Raw genomic sequence first — 18,155 nt, 5'->3', positions numbered from 1 at the left:
CTTTTATTGGCGGCAGTGTTCTGACATGGATCCAGGCTCCCCCACGCACTGACTCGCTCGGCCACCAAGCTGGCTGCCAATGCAACTAGCCGATCTCCGGGGGCTGACTAGACTGCTGTAACGTCAGTGAACATTAAGAACCCAGAACAATAAAAAGAGATCCTTGCCGTGAGCGTAACCCCCATCCAGTCGCCACACAGTCTCCAGGATAAAGTCAGTGCCGCCGAGTGGCAGACCCGCGTCGACCTGGCGGCCTGTTATCGTCTGGTCGCCCTCCACGGCTGGGACGATCTGATCTTCACGCACATTTCAGCCAAGGTGCCAGGCACTGAAGACTTCCTGATCAACCCGTTCGGGATGATGTTCCATGAAATCACCGCGTCGAGCCTGGTCAAGGTCGATCAGGCCGGCAACAAATTGATGGACAGCCCCTACGAGATCAACCCGGCGGGTTACACCATCCACAGCGCGGTGCATGAAGTCCGGCATGACGTCGTGTGTGTGCTGCATACCCACACGGCGGCGGGGGTGGCGGTATCGGCGCAGAAACAGGGCATTTTGCCGATCAGTCAGCAGTCATTGTTCGTGCTGTCCAGCCTGGCTTATCACGCCTACGAAGGCGTGGCACTGAACCATGAAGAGAAGGCGCGGCTGCAAGCCGACCTGGGTGAAAACAACTTTCTGATGCTGCACAACCACGGTCTGCTGACCTGTGGCGGCACCATCGCCGACACGTTCCTGATGATGTTTACCTTTCAGCGCGCCTGCGAGATTCAGGTGCTGGCGCAGAACGGTGGCGCAGAGCTGATCGCCATCGAACCGCAGATTCTGGCGGGCGCCAAGGCGATGATCGCCGGCGTCACCAAAAGTGCTCAAGGGATGGGTGGCGCGCTGGCCTGGCCGGCGCTGCTGCGCAAACTCGATAAACAAGACCCGGGTTATAAACTCTAAATGGCACTCGCCGAAATTCCTCTGTGTGTCTGGCGTAAGCGCGGCCAGACGTTCGTCTTCCGCGGTCAGACCATCCGCTATTGGGCTGCGGGGCAGGGCGAGCCGCTGTTGTTGATCCATGGCTTCCCGACCGCCAGTTGGGACTGGCATTACCTGTGGCAGCCGCTGGCGCAGCGCTATCGGGTGATTGCCTGCGACATGCTTGGCTTCGGCGATTCGGCCAAACCGGTGAACCACAACTACAGCCTGCTGGAGCAGGCCGATCTGCAACAAGCGTTATTGGCGCACTTGAACGTCGAGCAACCCGTTCACGTGTTGGCACACGATTATGGCGACAGCGTGGCCCAGGAGCTCTTGGCCCGGCACTACGAAGCACGCGCTCATATCGCCAGTTGCGTGTTCCTCAATGGCGGGTTGTTTCCCGAAACCCATCGCCCGGTGTTGATGCAAAAACTCCTGCTAAGCCCCTTGGGCTGGATGATCGGGCTAGCTTTTACCCGTGACGCTCTGGTGAAGAGTTTCAAGCAGGTTTTCGGTCCGCAGACCCGGCCCACCGAAAGTGAGCTGGATGATTTCTGGAGCCTGGTCGATAGCAATCACGGGCAGCGGATCATGCATAAATTGATCGGTTATATCCCGCAGCGGCGGGTCCAGCGTGAGCGTTGGGTCAGCGCCATGCAGCGCGGCGAGGTGCCGCTGCGCGTTATCGATGGTGAGGTCGATCCGGTTTCCGGTGCGCACATGGTGGCGCGCTATCGGCAACTGATTCCCACCCCGGACACTGTCCTGCTGTCCGAGATCGGCCATTACCCACAGATCGAAGCGCCGGCGCAGGTGCTCAAGCACTATCTGGAATTTCGCGATCAGTTGATTTCACCGCCGCTCAAGTTGGCGTGTTCCTGACTATCCCGCTGCCTTATCGCGCACCATTCAGCCGCCCCCGTGTTCATTGTGACCGGCAGCCCCGTGCCCGACACTCGCACTAATAGTCCCTGGCCTGCTGGAGTTCCCCATGAATGAGTCTGTGCGCTTCGAAGATAAAGTCGTGATTGTCACCGGTGCAGGCGGCGGCTTGGGGCGAGCGCATGCATTGCTGTTCGCCGAACAGGGTGCCAGAGTGCTGGTCAATGATCTCGGCGGCTCGGCTCAGGGTGAAGGCGCCAATGCATCGGCGGCTGATCGGGTGGTGGCGGAAATTCGTGAAGCGGGTGGCATCGCCGAGGCTAATCATGACTCTGTCACCGACGGAGACAAAATCGTCCAGCATGCCCTTGATACGTTCGGTCATATCGATGTCGTGGTGAACAACGCCGGCATCCTGCGCGACAAGACCTTTCACAAAATGGACGACAGCGATTGGGACCTGGTTTACCGCGTTCACGTCGAAGGCGCCTACAAGGTCACTCGCGCCGCCTGGCCACACATGCGTGAGCAAAACTATGGCCGCGTGATCTTCACCGCGTCGACCTCGGGCATCTATGGCAACTTCGGGCAGTCAAACTATGGCATGGCCAAACTCGGCCTCTACGGCCTGACCCGCACACTGGCTATCGAGGGCCGCAAGAACAATATCCTGGTCAATGCCATCGCCCCCACGGGTGGCACCCGCATGACCGAAGGCCTGATCCCGCCGCAAGTATTCGAGCAACTCAAACCGGAACTGGTCAGCCCATTGGTGGTGTACCTGGCCAGCGAGCAATGCCAGGAAACGTCGGGGCTGTTCGAGGTCGGTGGCGGCTGGATGGGCAAGGTGCGCTGGGAGCGCAGCCTGGGCGCCGGGTTCGATCCGCGGGTCGGTTTCTCGCCGGAGGATGTGGCGGCGCATTGGCAGCAGATCTGCGATTTCGAAGGCGCGGCGCATCCGAAGGACAACATTGAGGCGCTGAAGGAAATGATGGAGAACTTGCAGAAGTATTCCCTCTGACGCTGATTGCGCGACATCTGGCGGGGCTTGCCTGAGCCCCGTCATCCCCTCCCGACTACTCCCTGCCTGAAAACCTTTCGCCCATAAAAAAGGCCGCTGCAAACGCAGCGGCCAAAGTAAGACGTGGATCCAGGAGCTACAAATCAACGTCAGTGAACACAGGGCGATGAGTCGAAAAAATACGCTTCAAATCATCTGGATTCTGTCGCCAACGGGGTGGTCTATCATCCCCGTTCTTTGTGCTTTCGGGCCGTTTTCCGTGAAAGCCAGGCAAGAATAAGGTATTGATCACAAAGGAAAAATAGCGATTTCTGACATGCACTGTTACAGTCTTGGCAACAGTCTTCGGCTGACCTTTTGTAACAGCTGCCGCTAGCTGCGCCAGCTGTTACACATCCAACTTCAACCATGTCCCATGCACTGCACTGATAACCCTCCATCCAGCCCATCCATACCCCGCGCAAAACCCCGCCCCATGCGGGCCTTCATCCTTTGGAGGTACATCGCGAATACCTCCTTGGTGCGCTTATCGCTCCCGGCGAGCGGCAGTAGGGTGGGGTCTTCTGTCACTCACCGGGGAAGACGCATGACAAAAACAACAATGCGCGCCATCTTCAAACCGCAAGCGCTGGCCGCTGCGGTGGCCTTGGGCTGCTGTGCCCAGGCGCAGGCTGTTTCATTCAACATCGGCGAAATCGAGGGGCAGTTCGATTCCTCGTTGTCCGTCGGCGCGAGCTGGGGCATGCGCGATGCCGACAAGTCGCTGGTGGGTACCGTCAATGGCGGGACAGGCCAGTCTTCGACCGGTGATGACGGACGCCTGAACTTCAAGAAAGGCGAAACCTTCTCCAAGATCTTCAAGGGCATCCACGACCTCGAATTGAAGTACGGCGACACGGGCGTGTTCGTCCGTGGCAAGTACTGGTACGACTTCGAGCTCAAAGACGAAGACCGCGAGTTCAAGCAGATCAGCGACAGCGGTCGCAAGGAAGGCGCCAAGTCTTCCGGGGCGGAGCTTCTCGATGCCTTCGTTTATCACAACTATTCCATCGCCGATCTGCCGGGCACCGTGCGTGCCGGTAAACAGGTGGTCAGCTGGGGTGAAAGCACCTTCATCGGTAACTCGATCAACAGCATCAACCCGGTCGACGTTTCGGCGTTCCGGCGTCCCGGCGCTGAGATCAAGGAAGGCCTGATTCCGGTCAACATGTTGTTCGCTTCCCAGGGCTTGACCGATCAACTCACGGTGGAAGGTTTCTACCAACTGGAGTGGGACCAGACCGTCGTAGACAACTGCGGCACCTTCTTCGGTAACGACGTGGTGGCGGACGGTTGCAACAACAACTACACCGTCGGCAGCCCGGCGATTGCACCGCTTGCACCAGTGGCGGCAGCCTTTGGCCAACCTATCCAGGTCACCCGTGAGGGCGTGATCGTGCCCCGTGGCGGTGACCGCGATGCACGGGATTCGGGGCAGTGGGGCGCGGCTTTGCGCTGGCTCGGTGACGACACCGAATACGGCCTCTACTTCATGAACTACCACAGTCGCACACCGACCGTCGGCACCACCACCGCCGGGCTGTCCACATTGGCCAGCCTGCCGGGTATGGTCAGCACTGCCAACCGTCTGTCCCCGGGCAGCGGTTCGGGCCTGGCGCAAAGCGTAATGCTCGGGCGCGGCCAGTACTACCTCGAATACCCGGAAGACATTCGCCTGTACGGTGCGAGTTTTTCCACCACGTTGCCCACCGGCACTGCCTGGACCGGCGAAATCAGCTACCGGCCTAACGCTCCGGTTCAGGTCAACACCAACGACCTGACCCTGGCGTTGCTCAACCCGATCGCCGGCGGCGCGGCATCGCCTGTTGCGACCCGGCCTGGCGCCGACAATACCGGTTACCGCCGCAAGGAAGTGACCCAGGTGCAAAGCACCCTGACGCACTTCTTCGATCAAGTGCTGGGCGCCCAACGGCTGACCCTGGTCGGTGAAGCGGCGATGGTCCATGTCGGTGGTCTGGAGCCGCGGAGCAAGCTGCGTTACGGCCGTGATTCGGTCTACGGCCAGTACGGTTTCGGTGGCGATACCGACGGCTTCGTCACCTCGACCTCCTGGGGCTATCGCGCCCGGGCGATCCTCGATTACGCCAACGTGATTGGCGGGATCAACCTCAAACCCAACCTGTCCTGGTCCCATGACGTCGCCGGCTACGGCCCCAACGGGCTGTTCAACGAAGGCGCCAAGGCGATCAGCGTCGGTGTCGATGCCGACTACCGCAACACCTATACCGCAAGCTTGAGTTACACCGACTTTTTCGGCGGGAATTACAACACCCTGACCGACCGCGACTTCCTGGCGCTGAGCTTCGGCGTGAACTTCTGATCTGGCTGAGAAGGATGATGTTAATGCGCAAGATGATTCTGCAATGCGGCGCTCTGGCACTGAGTCTGTTGGCCGTCAACGTGATGGCTGCGGTCTCGCCGGAAGAGGCCAATAAGCTCGGCACCACCCTCACGCCGCTGGGCGCCGAGAAGGCCGGCAACGCCGATGGCTCGATCCCGGCCTGGACCGGTGGCATCCCGAAAAACGCTGGCGCGGTCGACAGCAAAGGCTTCCTGGCTGACCCGTTCGCCAGTGAAAAGCCGCTGTTCACCATCACCGCCGCAACGGTCGACAAGTACAAGGACAAGCTTTCGGACGGTCAGGTGGCGATGTTCAAGCGCTACCCGGAAACCTACAAGATTCCGGTCTACCCAACCCATCGCACCGTGGCCGTGCCGCCGGAAATCTACGAGTCGGCCAAGCGCAGCGCGCTGAACGTAACCAGCATCAACGACGGTAACGGCCTGGCCAATTTCACCGGCAATCGCTATTACGCGTTCCCGATTCCGAAGAATGGCGTCGAAGTGCTGTGGAACCACATCACCCGTTACCACGGCGGTAATCTGCGACGGATCATCACCCAGGTGACCCCGCAGACCAACGGCAGCTACACGCCGATTCGCTTCGAGGAAGAGATCGCCGTACCGCAACTGATGAAGGACCTGGACCCGGACAAAGCCGCCAATGTGCTGACCTTCTTCAAACAGTCGGTAACCGCGCCGGCGCGGCTGGCGGGTAACGTATTGCTGGTGCATGAAACCCTCGACCAGGTGAAAGAGCCGCGACTGGCGTGGATCTACAACGCCGGTCAACGTCGAGTGCGCCGTGCACCGCAAGTGGCCTACGACGGACCAGGCACCGCCGCTGACGGCCTGCGGACTTCGGATAACTTCGATATGTTCTCCGGTGCGCCAGATCGCTACGACTGGAAACTGATCGGCAAAAAGGAAATGTACATTCCCTATAACAGCTACAAACTCGATTCGCCGAGCCTCAAGTACGATGACGTGGTGAAAGCCGGGCACATCAACCAGGACCTGACCCGCTACGAGTTGCACCGGGTCTGGGAAGTGGTCGGCACGGTCAAGCCGAGTGAGCGGCACATCTACGCCAAGCGCCACATGTACCTCGACGAAGACAGCTGGCAAGTGGCGCTGGTGGACCACTACGACGGTCGCGGCCAACTGTGGCGAGTGGCCGAAGGTCACGCCCAGTACTACTACGATCACCAGACTCCGGCCTACACCCTCGAGGCGCTCTACGACATCATCGCTGGCCGATACATTGCCCTGGGAATGAAGAACGAAGAAAAGCACAGTTTCATATTTGGCTTTGACGCCAAGGCTGCCGACTACACACCGTCGGCTCTGCGCGCCGAGGGCGTTCGGTAAGGGTTTTGATACATTGGCATCACAAAAGGCGACCGGTGGGTCGCCTTTTTTATGGGCGCCAATCAGCGCGCTGAATACCTCTCAACAAGCGGGTTGGAGAGGGTTAGGGTTGTCGGACAATTATAAAAAGGCACGCTGCAATGACCGCCATGACCCCGTGTCTGGACCGTTCTGGATTCCTGCCCCGCCTGTCCTCTCATCACCTGTCGCGGGCTCGCTTGACCGAGCCGCTACTGACCTCAACGGCCCGGGTGAAATTACTCTGCGCCCCCGCCGGCAGCGGCAAGAGTGCGCTGCTCGCCGAGTGCCTGTTGCGGGCGCCATCCCGGTGCCGGGTGCATTGGCTGCCCTTGTCTGGCGGGGTGTCGAGCGCGGCTGATTTTCGTCATCGTCTGGCTGAGGCGCTGGGGTTGGCCTCGTCGGGTGAAACCGAATTGCTGAGCAATCTGGCGCGATTGCAGGCGCCGACCTGGCTGTTCCTCGATGACTACTGCCGTCTGCCGAACCCGGAGCTGGACTCGTTGCTGGATCGCATGTTGGCGATCGGCAGCCCGATGCTGACCTGGTGGCTCGGCACTCGCCGCCGGCCGCAATGCAACTGGCCACGGCTGTTGCTTGATGATGAATTGTACGAGTGCGAGAGCGCTTCGCTGGCTTTTACTTCAGGTGAAGTGGAGCAGCTGTTGCGTCCCTGGGTGCCGGATCAGGCCAACAAGGTGGCCAGTCGGGTCATCCAGCGCACCGGCGGCTGGTGTGCCGGTGTGCGGATCGCACTGTTGCAGAAGTGCGACTGGTCGCGTCAGGACACTCCCCAGGGACGGGCGGACACCTTGCTCGATTATCTGGAGCACGAGTTGTTCAGCTCGCTGACGCCTGAGTTGAGCGAGGCCTGGCGCGTGCTGGCCCACTTGCCACGCTTCAATGCCCGACTGTGCGATCACCTGTTTGGGGCCGGGGAGGGCGCGCAGTACCTGAGGACCTTGCAAGCACTGGGTTGTTTTATCGAACCCTGGCGCGACTCCACCGACTGGCTGCAGGTTTTCACCCCGTTCACCCAATTGCTGCGCGATGAGCAATGGTCGGCCGGACGCTCCTGGCATCGGCGGGCCTGCCAGTGGTTCTGCGCCGAGCAGGACTGGAAATCAGCCTTCGAACAGGCATTGCTCGCCGAGGAATACGAAGTGGCGGTCAGCCTGTTGCAGCACTTCAGTTTCGAGCATCTGTTCGAGGAGCAGACAGTGGTGCTGTTGTTGCGTCTGCATGAGCAACAAGGCGAGGAGCTGATGCTCGGCTCGCCGCAACTGATCGGGCTGATCACGGCGGCATCGCTGTTTGCGGGGCGGTTTGAGCAAGCCGGAGCCTGTATCGAGCAGTTGTCGCGATTCGTCCCGCAGCCGTCGGCGATTCTGCAACGGCAGCTGATCGCACGGTGGCAGGCCCAGCAGGGTTGGCTGTTGCATTTGCAGGGGCGGATGGAGGGCTCGCGTGCGCATTTTCTCGATGCGCTGAAGGACCTTGGTCCCGAACTCTGGACTGTACGTGTGATGTGCTTGTCGGGGCTGACCCAGCAAGCATTGCTGCGTGGGGAGCTGGAAGTCGCCCAGGCAATGAATCGTGAAGCGTTGTGCCTGGCGCGTGCGCAAGGTTCACTGGTTTTCGAAGGACTGCTGGAACTGGACCATGCGCAATTGCTGGAGCAGCGTGGAGCTCTCCAACGTGCCGAGGACTTGCTTGCCAATGTTCACGCCATGTTCACCAGGCAGCAACGCGATGCCGAACCTTTGCTCGGACGACTGGCGTTGCAGCGTGGCCGTTTGAATCTGTCCCTGGGACGCGATGCACAGGCGAGCGAGTTGTTTGAAAGTGGCTTGCGGATCTGCCTGCGCAATCACGACAAGCGGGTGCTGTACGGTTTTCTGGGGCTTGCGCAATTGGCGGCCAATCAACGTGACTATGACTTGGCATTTGCTCATCTGCGCGATGCTGAACGGTTGATGCAGCAGCGGCAGAGTCCTGACACCGTTTATCGTGGCGTACTGCTGCAAGTCAGCAGCCATTTCTGGCTGCAGCAGGGCCGGCCAGAACTCGCCTGTGAGGCGCTGAGTCGCGTCTTGCGCCACTATCTGGGCCAGGCGCGGCAAGCACCTCCGGCAACTTTGCTGCTGATTGCCCGGATTGAGTACCTGCTGGTGTTGGCCCAAGTCTATTTGCACCGGAGCGAGGCCCCATTGAACATCCTCGCTCGCCTGCTTGATCAGTCGAAGCGCTCCGCTCAGTTGACACTGGAGGTGGAACTGTTGTTCGCCAGGGCCGAAGTCGCCTGGTTGAATAGTGACCTGGTCAGTGCCAACGAGTGTTTACGCAGTGGATTAAATCTGGTGGAGCGATGTGGTTTGCGGCAGGCGCTGCGCGAACTTCAATTACGCCAGCCTGACCTGCTGTCGGCACTGGGAATGACGGAGCCGAACATTGAAGGCGTGGCATATACAGGAGGTAATAATCCGCTTAGTCAGCGCGAGGTCGAAGTACTAAAGTTGATTGCGTTGGGTAATTCGAATCAACAGATTGCCGAGCAATTATTCATCTCGTTACATACGGTGAAAACGCATGCTCGACGCATTCACGGTAAGTTGGGCGTTGAGCGCAGAACTCACGCAGTTGCCCAAGCACGATTGCTTGGGTTGTTGGCGTGATGTAACAATTGATTGGCTGTTTGTGGCACGACATTGTTGTCGCTGCAACATAAGTCGAAAAGAAATTCGACTGTGATGTTGGTTTTTTTTGATTTAGTTTCGCTGAAAGTTGGTGTGTGCAAAGTGCGCCGCTTTCAATTGACTAAATCAGGATTGTGTATTTATGGAAAGTAATAAACTCGAATCGGTTTCAAATAAATTTATCGGCGTAAACGAGGCCGTTGAACAATTGTCCGAGCAATTGAGCCTCATCCCGTCATTTGCGTCTTTGCTACAAGATTGTCTGGCGGAGGACATGTGGCGGTTGGTGCCGGAACTCTATGTTTCCAGGGTGTTTATCAATTATCGCGGTGCTGCGACTGCCCAAGAGCCGACAGGCTCACTGAATAATGTATTGATGGAGTGTCTGCTGCGCGGAAGTGCACCGAATTATAATCCAGACCAATATGGTGTGTACGATTGGCTGAACGATACGGACGAAAGCGCCCGACACGCTGATCTGGATATTGGGACAGTGAGTCAATTTATCGCCGAATTGCTCCGGACGTTGCCTGCAAAGTTTGTCGTGGCGCTGGATCAGTACTGGGCACGTAATATGGGCAACAACGTGATGCGTAAAGGCCTTCTGCGAAGTTATGCAGTCAAACTCTTCTGGCAGGAATTGAATAGCGTAACGCAAGAGGGCGGTGTCACACCGGAAGACGAAAAAAAGATTTTCGCGTTGACCGGTCCTCTGGTTCCCAGCGCATTTTATGGCGTTGCTGTCCAACTGCACGATGGCGTCTTCAAAACATTGGCTTCGGCTTTTGTCATGCGTCTGGATGGTCAGTCGTCAGGGGCGATTGTTCCTGCGGCGGACAGTGCCATGATTTTATATACGGCGAACGCAGGGGTGGAAAAGTTCGCTACGTCGGCAGCGCTGCATCAAGAAGTCCGGAAACGCCTGAGTACGCCAGCGAGTCGTGGCGAATTGCTGAAGGACTTGGCAGTTGAAGACGCGCAGAAGGTCGAGGCTGATCCAGAGATTCGTTATCCACGAATTGATACGGATGTATTCGGTGTTGGCACAGACGCGCTGTTGGCAAAGCAACGTGCTGACATCAGTCGTCAACTCAAGGGGTTGAGTGGCTCGCGCACGGACAAGGAGAATGTGATCCGAGAAGTTAACGCCCTCCTGCCCTTGAAGGAGCTGCTTGAAAATGCGAAACATCGCACCGCCGCGCTGATCAAGTTGATCAGTAAAAATGCGTGGCCTGAATGGTTGAAGCGCAGTAGCGAAAGGGACCAGAAGATTTATGTCGATCTGGAGCGCACCCTGCTTCAAAGTGAAGTAGATCTGCATCAACGAGTGGGTCATGTCGCGTCGCTGAAAGCCTATACACGAAACAGTGTTCAAGACTTTATTTTTCGGCGTGCTGCACTGCATGTCGATCCTGATTTTGTCCTCGTGACCTTGAACTACAATTTCCGTATGGGCGTGAAGGAAATCAGGCATCAAGAAACGAAAACGTTAACCGAACTTTTTATGTACGGTTTGCATGATAAAGCCGCCCGCTATCAGCTCAAGATCAACGGCGAACATGCGCGGGATTTGACCCCTTCATTCATCGAGTCGGCCATCGAAACGCTCGATGTGCGGATGAAGTACGCAGCGCTGCGGAACGCTGCCTATAAAGAGCCAGAAGTACAAGACGCTATCCATGAAAACCTGGCAAGAGTGACGGCCTTGTCGGTATTCGCCGCCGGGCTGCAAGGTCATTTGAAGGTGCAAAGTCTGGATATGGTGAAACGTTGCAATCTCGGCGATACATCATTGACCACTCATGGTCTTTCTTTTCGTGATGATTATCAGGCATTCAAGGAACTCACCGTTTATACGTCTAAAAGCAATGGTGCGCTTGTTCCTTGTGTGTTATATGCGCCAGGCGCGCCGGGAGGTAAAGACTGGTTTGAGTTCGATAATGTTTGGTTGCTCAAGGAGCACGTTGCGAAATGGGTGCTTGTTCCGGGCGGTAAGGATTACTTGATCGATCAATGCCATTTGAAGGATCGCAGCAAGCTGGTTGACGAAATAGATAAATCTGGAGCAGCGGCCATAGCTGGTCAAGGGTCAAGAATCAATACCGTTACATGGCTGTCTCTTCCCCAAAGACGCTTCGAAGACAGTGTCAGGCAGTTACTGGCATGGGCGCAGTACGAGGTCGAATTTGTTACGCCTGGTTGGTTCAGGCAAGCGAAGCTGTCTGAACGGCAATGCCTGGCTCGACTGACTACTGAACAAAGCGCCATTTATGAACTGGCGAAAGATAAGGTGAATGTACAGCCGTTTCAGGTGTTTGCTCGGGAATTGGTGAAAAAGCAAGTCAATGACTATTTACGCCGCTCGGGGCCACACCCGGAAATCGATCCGGACCAGGTTGAGATCACAATTGCAGGTCATCAGCCAATGACCCTGACTCAACTGTTTATTAATTGGGAAATCTGGCGCAGCGACACCAGTTCTTTTGTAAAGGCTCTTGCGTGGTTTGACACGGTGGTCAAAAGTCTGGTCAATGTTCGTGATCAATTGAGAACGGCTACGTTCAGGTCAAGAGACGGCACCTCGGTGGGAAGGCTGAGTGCAACAGTGATCAACGACTTGATTGGAGTGTTGCCAGGGGATCAATACATCGATTATTTGAAGCGCACTTTCCTCAATCCCGGGGTCGGAGATCTGTCAACAAGACCTGAGGTGTATGGCAAGCTCAAGCAAAACAAACTCCAGTTCGATGCTCTGACTCAGAGAATGCAAGGCAATTTGAGCGTGGAGCAATATACCTGGCTGAATGCGGTGCTCGAAGAGTTGCACATTACTGCAAATACTGCCAATGGCGAAGTCTACAGGTTTGTCGTCAACGGCAAGCGCGTTGAAGGTGGGTACGTCTTTGCTCGCAAAGGCACAACTGAAAAGATTATTTATCTGCCAGCGGCTTACGATGGCAAGAACTTTGTTTCACTGGAATCCTATGCCGCGGAACTGAAGATGCACGCGCGATGGGATATTGTTAAAAGTGTCCGAAGTAGAGATCAAGAGGTTGTGCGCGCTTATTTGTTCGAGGTTCTGAAAGGATACCATGATTTCACGCTAACACCCGGACGGCCTATCCGCTTATCGGATGACTACGCGCCGATGATCGAGCTTTTCATCGCCGAGACGGATGACCAGACGACCAGTCTTTCCGAAGCATTCTGGCGCGACACGCTAATTGTTGCCGAATTTGCGGTGGACATTGTTTCGCTCTTCATTCCACCGGTCGGGGTCGCAGCCACGTTATTGAAGGCAACGCGATCAATTGTGCTAGGGGTAATCGCTCACCACAACGGGTATGAAAAACAGGCAAACGGGCATTTTTCAGCTGCATGGGTCGGGTTGATTTCTCTCTATGTGGGTACCGTTGCGGGCATTGGCGGTGCAAATGCCGGCCTGAGTCTCCTTTCCAGAATCAACGATTTTGCCGGAATCGTTTCAACCGTTACCGGTGTTGAGGTCGGCGTAAATTATCTGACCTATGTGGCGGGTCGGTCTCTCGCGAATACAACCGGTTCGGTAACAACCTCTGTTCGCTGAGCAGGGAGAAGAGTGGATTAATAGCGGGCGGTGATAATTCCGCTTTATTACGTCACGTTTCAACCTGGTAACCCATCCGCCAACTCACGGCCCGCGTCGCTGCCAGCAATCGCTGCGCCGCCGGGCCGTTTTCGTCGGCATGGAACAACGAGGTCGGGCCGACGATGGTCATCACCGCCGCCACCTGGCCGACAGCGTTGAACACCGGTGCCGACAACGCATCCACTCCCGGCATCAGCAACCCATGCACATGATGCAGGCCGCGTTCGCGGATCTGTTCGCATAAGGCTGCATAGGTCTGATCGTCCGCCAAGATGTGGTCAGTGGTGTTGTGAAGTTCCTGATCGCGCAAGTCCACGGTTTCCCGCTTTGGTAGGTAAGCGCCAAATACCAGGCCAGTGGATGAACTGAGTAACGGCAATACCGAGCCCAATTGCGTGACCACCGTCACCGCTCGCACCGCCGGCTCGATGTGCACCACCGTCGCGCCCTGATTGCCCCACACCGCTAAAAAACAGGTTTCATTCAAGTCATCACGCAACTCGGCCAGAGGCAGAGCGGCGACTTTCAGCACGTCCATACTGTTCAGGGCAGCCAGGCCGACTCGCAGCGCTTCACGGCCCAGGCCGTAATGGTTGGTGGCGGGGTTCTGCTCGGCAAAACCGCTGGCGATCAGCGCTTGTAGATAACGGTGAACCTTGCTCGCCGGCATCTGCACGTGTTCGGCCAGACGCGACAGCGAGGTCGAGGGCGACAGCTCGGCGAGGGCCTTGAGGATGTCGGTGCCGACTTCGGCCGAGCGGACTTTCTGTTTACCGTTGCTTTCGCTGGTCATGGAGGCGGTGTGATCCCGGGACGAATGGGCGTCTTTATAGCTTGACGGTCAATACCAATCAAATTACGTTATGCGTAATTGAATTACGATAAAAATAACTTCCCGTTCAGGAGGCTCCATGAACCTCGATTCAACGGCGCCAGCGCTGGCTTATCAGTCAGGCTTTGGCAACGAATTCAGCAGCGAAGCGTTGCCCGGCGCACTGCCCATCGGCCAGAACTCCCCGCAAAAAGCCCCTTACGGCCTGTACACCGAGCTGTTCTCCGGCACTGCGTTCACCATGGCCCGCAGCGAAGCACGCCGGACCTGGATGTACCGCATTCAGCCGTCGGCCAATCACCCGGCATTCGTCAAACTGGATCGGCAACTGGCCGGTGGTCCGTTGGGTGAAGTGACCCCCAATCGCCTGCGCTGGAACCCCTTGGACATTCCGACCGAGCCCACCGATTTCATCGACGGGCTGGTGAGCATGGCCGCCAATTCGGGCGCGGATAAACCGGCCGGGATCAGCATCTACAACTACCGCGCCAACCGTTCCATGGAGCGGGTGTTCTTCAACGCCGACGGCGAACTGCTGTTGGTACCGGAACTGGGCCGCCTGCGCATCGCCACCGAACTGGGCGTGCTGGAACTGGAGCCGCTGGAAATCGCCGTGTTGCCTCGCGGGCTGAAATTCCGCATCGAACTGCTCGATCCGCAAGCGCGGGGCTACGTGGCCGAAAACCACGGCGCGCCACTGCGCCTGCCGGACCTGGGGCCGATCGGCAGCAACGGCCTGGCCAACCCCCGCGACTTCCTGACCCCGGTGGCGCATTACGAAAACCTCAAGCAACCGACTACCCTGGTGCAGAAATTCCTCGGCCAGTTGTGGGGCTGCGAGCTCGATCATTCGCCGCTGAACGTGGTCGCCTGGCACGGCAATAACGTGCCGTACAAATATGATCTGCGTCGCTTCAACACCATTGGCACGGTGAGTTTCGATCACCCGGATCCGTCGATTTTCACCGTCCTGACCTCGCCGACCAGCGTGCACGGTCTGGCCAACCTCGACTTCGTGATCTTCCCGCCACGCTGGATGGTGGCCGAGAAAACCTTCCGTCCGCCGTGGTTCCACCGCAACCTGATGAACGAATACATGGGCCTGATCAAGGGCGAGTACGATGCCAAAGCCGAAGGTTTCGTGCCGGGCGGCGCCTCATTGCACAGCTGCATGAGTGCTCACGGCCCCGATGGCGAGACCTGCACCAAGGCGATCAACGCTGAACTGGCGCCGGCTAAAATCGACAACACCATGGCTTTCATGTTCGAGACCAGCCAGGTGCTGCGCCCGAGCCGGTTCGCCCTGGATTGCCCACAGCTGCAAAACGATTACGACGCCTGCTGGGCCTCGTTGCCCGCCACTTTCGACCCGACCCGGAGATAACCCATGACTCAGACTTCCATCACTCGTAGCTGGGTTGCCTCCGCCAACGGCCACGCGGATTTCCCGCTGCAAAACCTGCCGTTGGGTGTGTTCAGCGTGAAGGGCGGAGCGCCGCGCAGTGGCGTGGCGATCGGCGACCATATCTTTGATCTGGGAGCGGCACTCGATGCCGGGCTGTTCGACGACGGTGCCGCGCGGACCGCCGTCGAAGCCACCCGTGGCGGCCAGTTGAATGCATTTTTCGAGCTGGGTCGCGAGGCTCGCGTCGCCCTGCGTGAACGCTTGATCGAGTTGTTCAAGGAAGGCAGCACCCTGCACGGCAAGATCGAAGCCCAAGGCGCAAAACTGCTGCCGCTGGCGGCGGATTGCCAGATGCACCTGCCGGCGAAGATCAACGACTACACCGACTTCTACGTTGGCATCGAGCACGCACAGAATGTCGGCAAACTGTTCCGCCCGGATAACCCGTTGCTGCCGAACTACAAGTACGTGCCGATCGGTTACCACGGCCGCGCCTCGACCATTCGTCCGTCCGGCGCCGACGTGCGGCGTCCGAAAGGCCAGACCCTGCCGGCCGGTCAGACCGAGCCGACGTTTGGCCCGTGCGCACGCCTGGATTACGAACTGGAGCTGGGCATCTGGATTGGCCCGGGCAATGCCATGGGCGACTCGATCGCCATCGGTGACGCCGCCGATCACATCGCCGGTTTCTGCCTGCTCAACGACTGGTCGGCGCGGGATATCCAGGCCTGGGAATACCAGCCGCTGGGGCCGTTCCTGTCCAAGAGTTTCATCACCAGCATTTCGCCGTGGGTGGTGACGGCCGAAGCGCTGGAACCGTTCCGTCGTGCGCAGCCGGCGCGCCCGGAAGGCGACCCGCAGCCGCTGCCTTACCTGTTCGACAAACGTGATCAGGCGGCCGGTGCCTTCGACATCGAACTCGAAGTGCTGCTGCTGACCGAATCGATGCGCGAACAGAATCTGCCGGCCCATCGCCTGACCCTCAGCAATACCCAACACATGTACTGGACCGTTGCGCAGATGGTGGCGCACCACAGTGTCAACGGTTGCCAGTTGCAGGCCGGCGACCTGTTCGGTTCGGGCACGCTGTCCGGCCCTGAAAGCGGTCAGTTCGGCAGCCTGCTGGAAATCACCGAGGGCGGTAAAAAGCCGATCGAACTGGCCTCGGGTGAGGTGCGTAAATTCCTCGAGGATGGCGACGAAATCATCCTGCGGGGACGTTGCAGCCGTGAGGGTTTTGCTTCCATCGGTTTCGGCGAGTGCCGCGGCAAAGTGCTGCCGGCGCGCTAAGAGGATCGGCCCATGGAACTCTATACCTATTACCGTTCGACCTCGTCTTTCCGGGTACGCATTGCGCTGGCGTTGAAGGGGCTGGATTACCAGGCACTGCCGGTCAACCTGATCGCACCGCAGGGGGGCGAACATCGCCAGCCGGCGTATCTGGGCATCAACCCGCAAGGCCGGGTGCCGGCCTTGCGCACCGATGAAGGCGAATTGCTGATCCAGTCACCGGCGATCATCGAGTACCTGGAGGAACGTTATCCACAGGTGCCGCTGCTGTCCAAAGACCTCGCCGCCCGCGCCCACGAGCGTGGAGTGGCGGCGGTGATCGGCTGCGACGTTCACCCACTGCACAACGTCAGCGTGCTCAATAAGCTGCGGCAGTTGGGGCACGATGAGCCGCAAGTGGTCGAGTGGATCGGTCACTGGATCAGTCAAGGGTTGGCGACGGTGGAGCAGTTGATCGGTGACGCCGGTTATTGCTTCGGCGATCAACCGGGGCTGGCGGACGTTTACCTGATCCCGCAGCTGTATGCGGCCGAGCGTTTCAATATTTCACTGGACGCCTACCCGCGTATTCGTCGAGTGGCAGCGTTGGCGGCGCAACATCCGGCGTTCATCAAGGCGCATCCGGCGAATCAGCCCGATACCCCTTGATGGCTTCACATTGACCCCTGTGGGATCAGTGGACGATGGCGTTGGGCGGCAAGTGCCCCAACCGTTCGGTCAGGCGAATCCGCTGGATCGGGTCGTCGCAGAGCAGTAGCGCGTGTTCCAGGTCAAAACGCTCGGCATTCGGGCAGTCCAGCCGTTGATAGAGGCTGGCCCGGGCCAGGTAGTCGGAGGCGTTGGCGTTGCCCAGCTCCAGCACGCGCTCGGCGTCGATCAGGGCGTCGATGTAGTCATCGTTCGTGAGGTACAACTGGCGCAGGTTGCGTGACAGCCGTTGCAGCATCTGCGCAGGTTCGGCGGTCTGCAAATGCTCGGCGCTGAGCTGCATGTTCGGGCCGTACTGGCGTTGCAGCAGTTCACGGCAATCGTTGGGGTACAGCCGGCGCCCGCCGCACGGGTCGAGCAGGTGATCGGCGCCTTGCACCCGCAGCAGGAAATGCCCGGGGAAGTTGACCCCGACCATGGGGATTTCCAGTCTTCTGGCCAGCTCCAGGGCAATCAGGCCCAGCGCCAATGGCTGGCCGCGCCGGCGTTCCAGCACTTTATGGAGCAACGCCACTTGCGGGCGCAAGGGCGTGAAGTCGTCCTGGGCGAACCCCAGGTCATTCATGCGCCGCAACAACGGTTGCGCCAACTCATTTACCGGCAGCATCGGCAATCCGTAGCTGACCCGCTGTTGCAGGTCCTTGAAGTCCGCCAGCACAGTTTCGGGATTCAGCTCTTTATCGTGTTCGACGGCGATCCACAACGCCGCCTCGAACAGCGCGGGCGGTGATCGTTGCAGACAGTCGAAAAAGCGTTGGCGCGGGGTCATCAAAATCTCCGGGGAATGCCTCGTTTTAGCCCCGTCGCAGGCTTTCGTCCAGTGCTGAACACAGGCCGTAACAGGTTATGTCCGAAAACCTTTAAAGCCGCGCTGCTTATTCCTGTGCGCTTCTGCAATTTTTGTGCGCAAGCCTATACTGGCGACTACAAGA

The 18,155-nt window shown here is 58.3% G+C and carries 12 protein-coding genes; 10 read left to right on the top strand and 2 right to left on the bottom strand.

Translation table 11 applies throughout. The annotated features are described in order from the left end of the window. Positions 1-168: 168 nt before the first annotated feature. From PGR6_RS23835 to PGR6_RS23805, 7 genes are all read left to right on the top strand, one after another. Positions 169-951 carry a class II aldolase/adducin family protein gene (locus PGR6_RS23835; RefSeq protein WP_018927170.1) on the top strand — a complete coding sequence of 261 codons (783 nt, stop codon included), beginning with the start codon at positions 169-171 and terminating at the stop codon, positions 949-951. Beyond that, positions 952-1,854: an alpha/beta fold hydrolase gene (locus PGR6_RS23830; protein WP_064620256.1), complete on the top strand. Its 903-nt coding sequence runs from the start codon at positions 952-954 to the stop codon at positions 1,852-1,854. A 109-nt stretch (positions 1,855-1,963) separates the two neighbouring features. After that, positions 1,964-2,875 carry an SDR family oxidoreductase gene (locus tag PGR6_RS23825; RefSeq protein ID WP_064620253.1) on the top strand — a complete coding sequence of 304 codons (912 nt, stop codon included), beginning with the start codon at positions 1,964-1,966 and terminating at the stop codon, positions 2,873-2,875. Between the two features lie 586 nt (positions 2,876-3,461). Beyond that, positions 3,462-5,255, top strand: a complete 1,794-nt coding sequence (locus PGR6_RS23820) for a DUF1302 domain-containing protein (RefSeq protein WP_064620250.1) — start codon at positions 3,462-3,464, stop codon at positions 5,253-5,255. A 23-nt stretch (positions 5,256-5,278) separates the two neighbouring features. After that, positions 5,279-6,646: a DUF1329 domain-containing protein gene (locus PGR6_RS23815; RefSeq protein WP_064620247.1), complete on the top strand. Its 1,368-nt coding sequence runs from the start codon at positions 5,279-5,281 to the stop codon at positions 6,644-6,646. 140 nt (positions 6,647-6,786) lie between these two features. After that, positions 6,787-9,339: a LuxR C-terminal-related transcriptional regulator gene (locus tag PGR6_RS23810; protein ID WP_064620243.1), complete on the top strand. Its 2,553-nt coding sequence runs from the start codon at positions 6,787-6,789 to the stop codon at positions 9,337-9,339. Between the two features lie 163 nt (positions 9,340-9,502). After that, positions 9,503-12,946 (top strand): dermonecrotic toxin domain-containing protein, encoded by a 3,444-nt coding sequence (locus tag PGR6_RS23805; protein WP_064620240.1) that lies wholly within the window; start codon positions 9,503-9,505, stop codon positions 12,944-12,946. Between the two features lie 52 nt (positions 12,947-12,998). On the opposite strand, the gene PGR6_RS23800 is transcribed toward PGR6_RS23805, so the two are convergent. Continuing rightward, positions 12,999-13,781 carry an IclR family transcriptional regulator gene (locus tag PGR6_RS23800; RefSeq protein ID WP_064620237.1) on the bottom strand — a complete coding sequence of 261 codons (783 nt, stop codon included), beginning with the start codon at positions 13,779-13,781 and terminating at the stop codon, positions 12,999-13,001. Between the two features lie 118 nt (positions 13,782-13,899). On the opposite strand from PGR6_RS23800, the gene hmgA reads away from it, so the two are divergent. From hmgA to maiA, 3 genes are read left to right on the top strand one after another with little or no spacing between them, the layout of a single operon-like run. Further along, positions 13,900-15,204: a homogentisate 1,2-dioxygenase gene (gene hmgA / locus PGR6_RS23795; protein WP_064620233.1), complete on the top strand. Its 1,305-nt coding sequence runs from the start codon at positions 13,900-13,902 to the stop codon at positions 15,202-15,204. Between the two features lie 3 nt (positions 15,205-15,207). Beyond that, on the top strand, positions 15,208-16,515 hold the full coding sequence (gene fahA, locus PGR6_RS23790; RefSeq protein ID WP_064620230.1) for a fumarylacetoacetase: 1,308 nt from the start codon (positions 15,208-15,210) through the stop codon (positions 16,513-16,515). A gap of 12 nt (positions 16,516-16,527) precedes the next feature. Further along, positions 16,528-17,163, top strand: coding sequence for a maleylacetoacetate isomerase (gene maiA, locus PGR6_RS23785; RefSeq protein ID WP_018927159.1), 636 nt, complete (start codon positions 16,528-16,530; stop codon positions 17,161-17,163). A gap of 25 nt (positions 17,164-17,188) precedes the next feature. Here the strand turns inward: maiA and PGR6_RS23780 are convergent, their stop codons facing one another. Further along, positions 17,189-17,992, bottom strand: a complete 804-nt coding sequence (locus PGR6_RS23780; protein WP_064620227.1) for a SirB1 family protein — start codon at positions 17,990-17,992, stop codon at positions 17,189-17,191. Positions 17,993-18,155: the final 163 nt, after the last annotated feature.

The organism is Pseudomonas sp. GR 6-02, assembly GCF_001655615.1.
GTDB lineage: Bacteria > Pseudomonadota > Gammaproteobacteria > Pseudomonadales > Pseudomonadaceae > Aquipseudomonas.
This window is presented reverse-complemented; position numbering and strand designations above follow the sequence as displayed.

Bases quoted from the DNA above. Each gene is read 5' to 3' on its own strand.
- PGR6_RS23830 (WP_064620256.1), top strand. From the start codon at position 952: ATGGCACTCGCCGAAATTCCTCTGTGTGTCTGGCGTAAGCGCGGCCAG.
- PGR6_RS23825 (WP_064620253.1), top strand. From the start codon at position 1,964: ATGAATGAGTCTGTGCGCTTCGAAGATAAAGTCGTGATTGTCACCGGT.
- PGR6_RS23820 (WP_064620250.1), top strand. From the start codon at position 3,462: ATGACAAAAACAACAATGCGCGCCATCTTCAAACCGCAAGCGCTGGCC.
- PGR6_RS23815 (WP_064620247.1), top strand. From the start codon at position 5,279: ATGCGCAAGATGATTCTGCAATGCGGCGCTCTGGCACTGAGTCTGTTG.
- PGR6_RS23810 (WP_064620243.1), top strand. From the start codon at position 6,787: ATGACCGCCATGACCCCGTGTCTGGACCGTTCTGGATTCCTGCCCCGC.
- PGR6_RS23805 (WP_064620240.1), top strand. From the start codon at position 9,503: ATGGAAAGTAATAAACTCGAATCGGTTTCAAATAAATTTATCGGCGTA.
- PGR6_RS23800 (WP_064620237.1), bottom strand. From the start codon at position 13,781: ATGACCAGCGAAAGCAACGGTAAACAGAAAGTCCGCTCGGCCGAAGTC.
- hmgA (WP_064620233.1), top strand. From the start codon at position 13,900: ATGAACCTCGATTCAACGGCGCCAGCGCTGGCTTATCAGTCAGGCTTT.
- fahA (WP_064620230.1), top strand. From the start codon at position 15,208: ATGACTCAGACTTCCATCACTCGTAGCTGGGTTGCCTCCGCCAACGGC.
- maiA (WP_018927159.1), top strand. From the start codon at position 16,528: ATGGAACTCTATACCTATTACCGTTCGACCTCGTCTTTCCGGGTACGC.
- PGR6_RS23780 (WP_064620227.1), bottom strand. From the start codon at position 17,992: ATGACCCCGCGCCAACGCTTTTTCGACTGTCTGCAACGATCACCGCCC.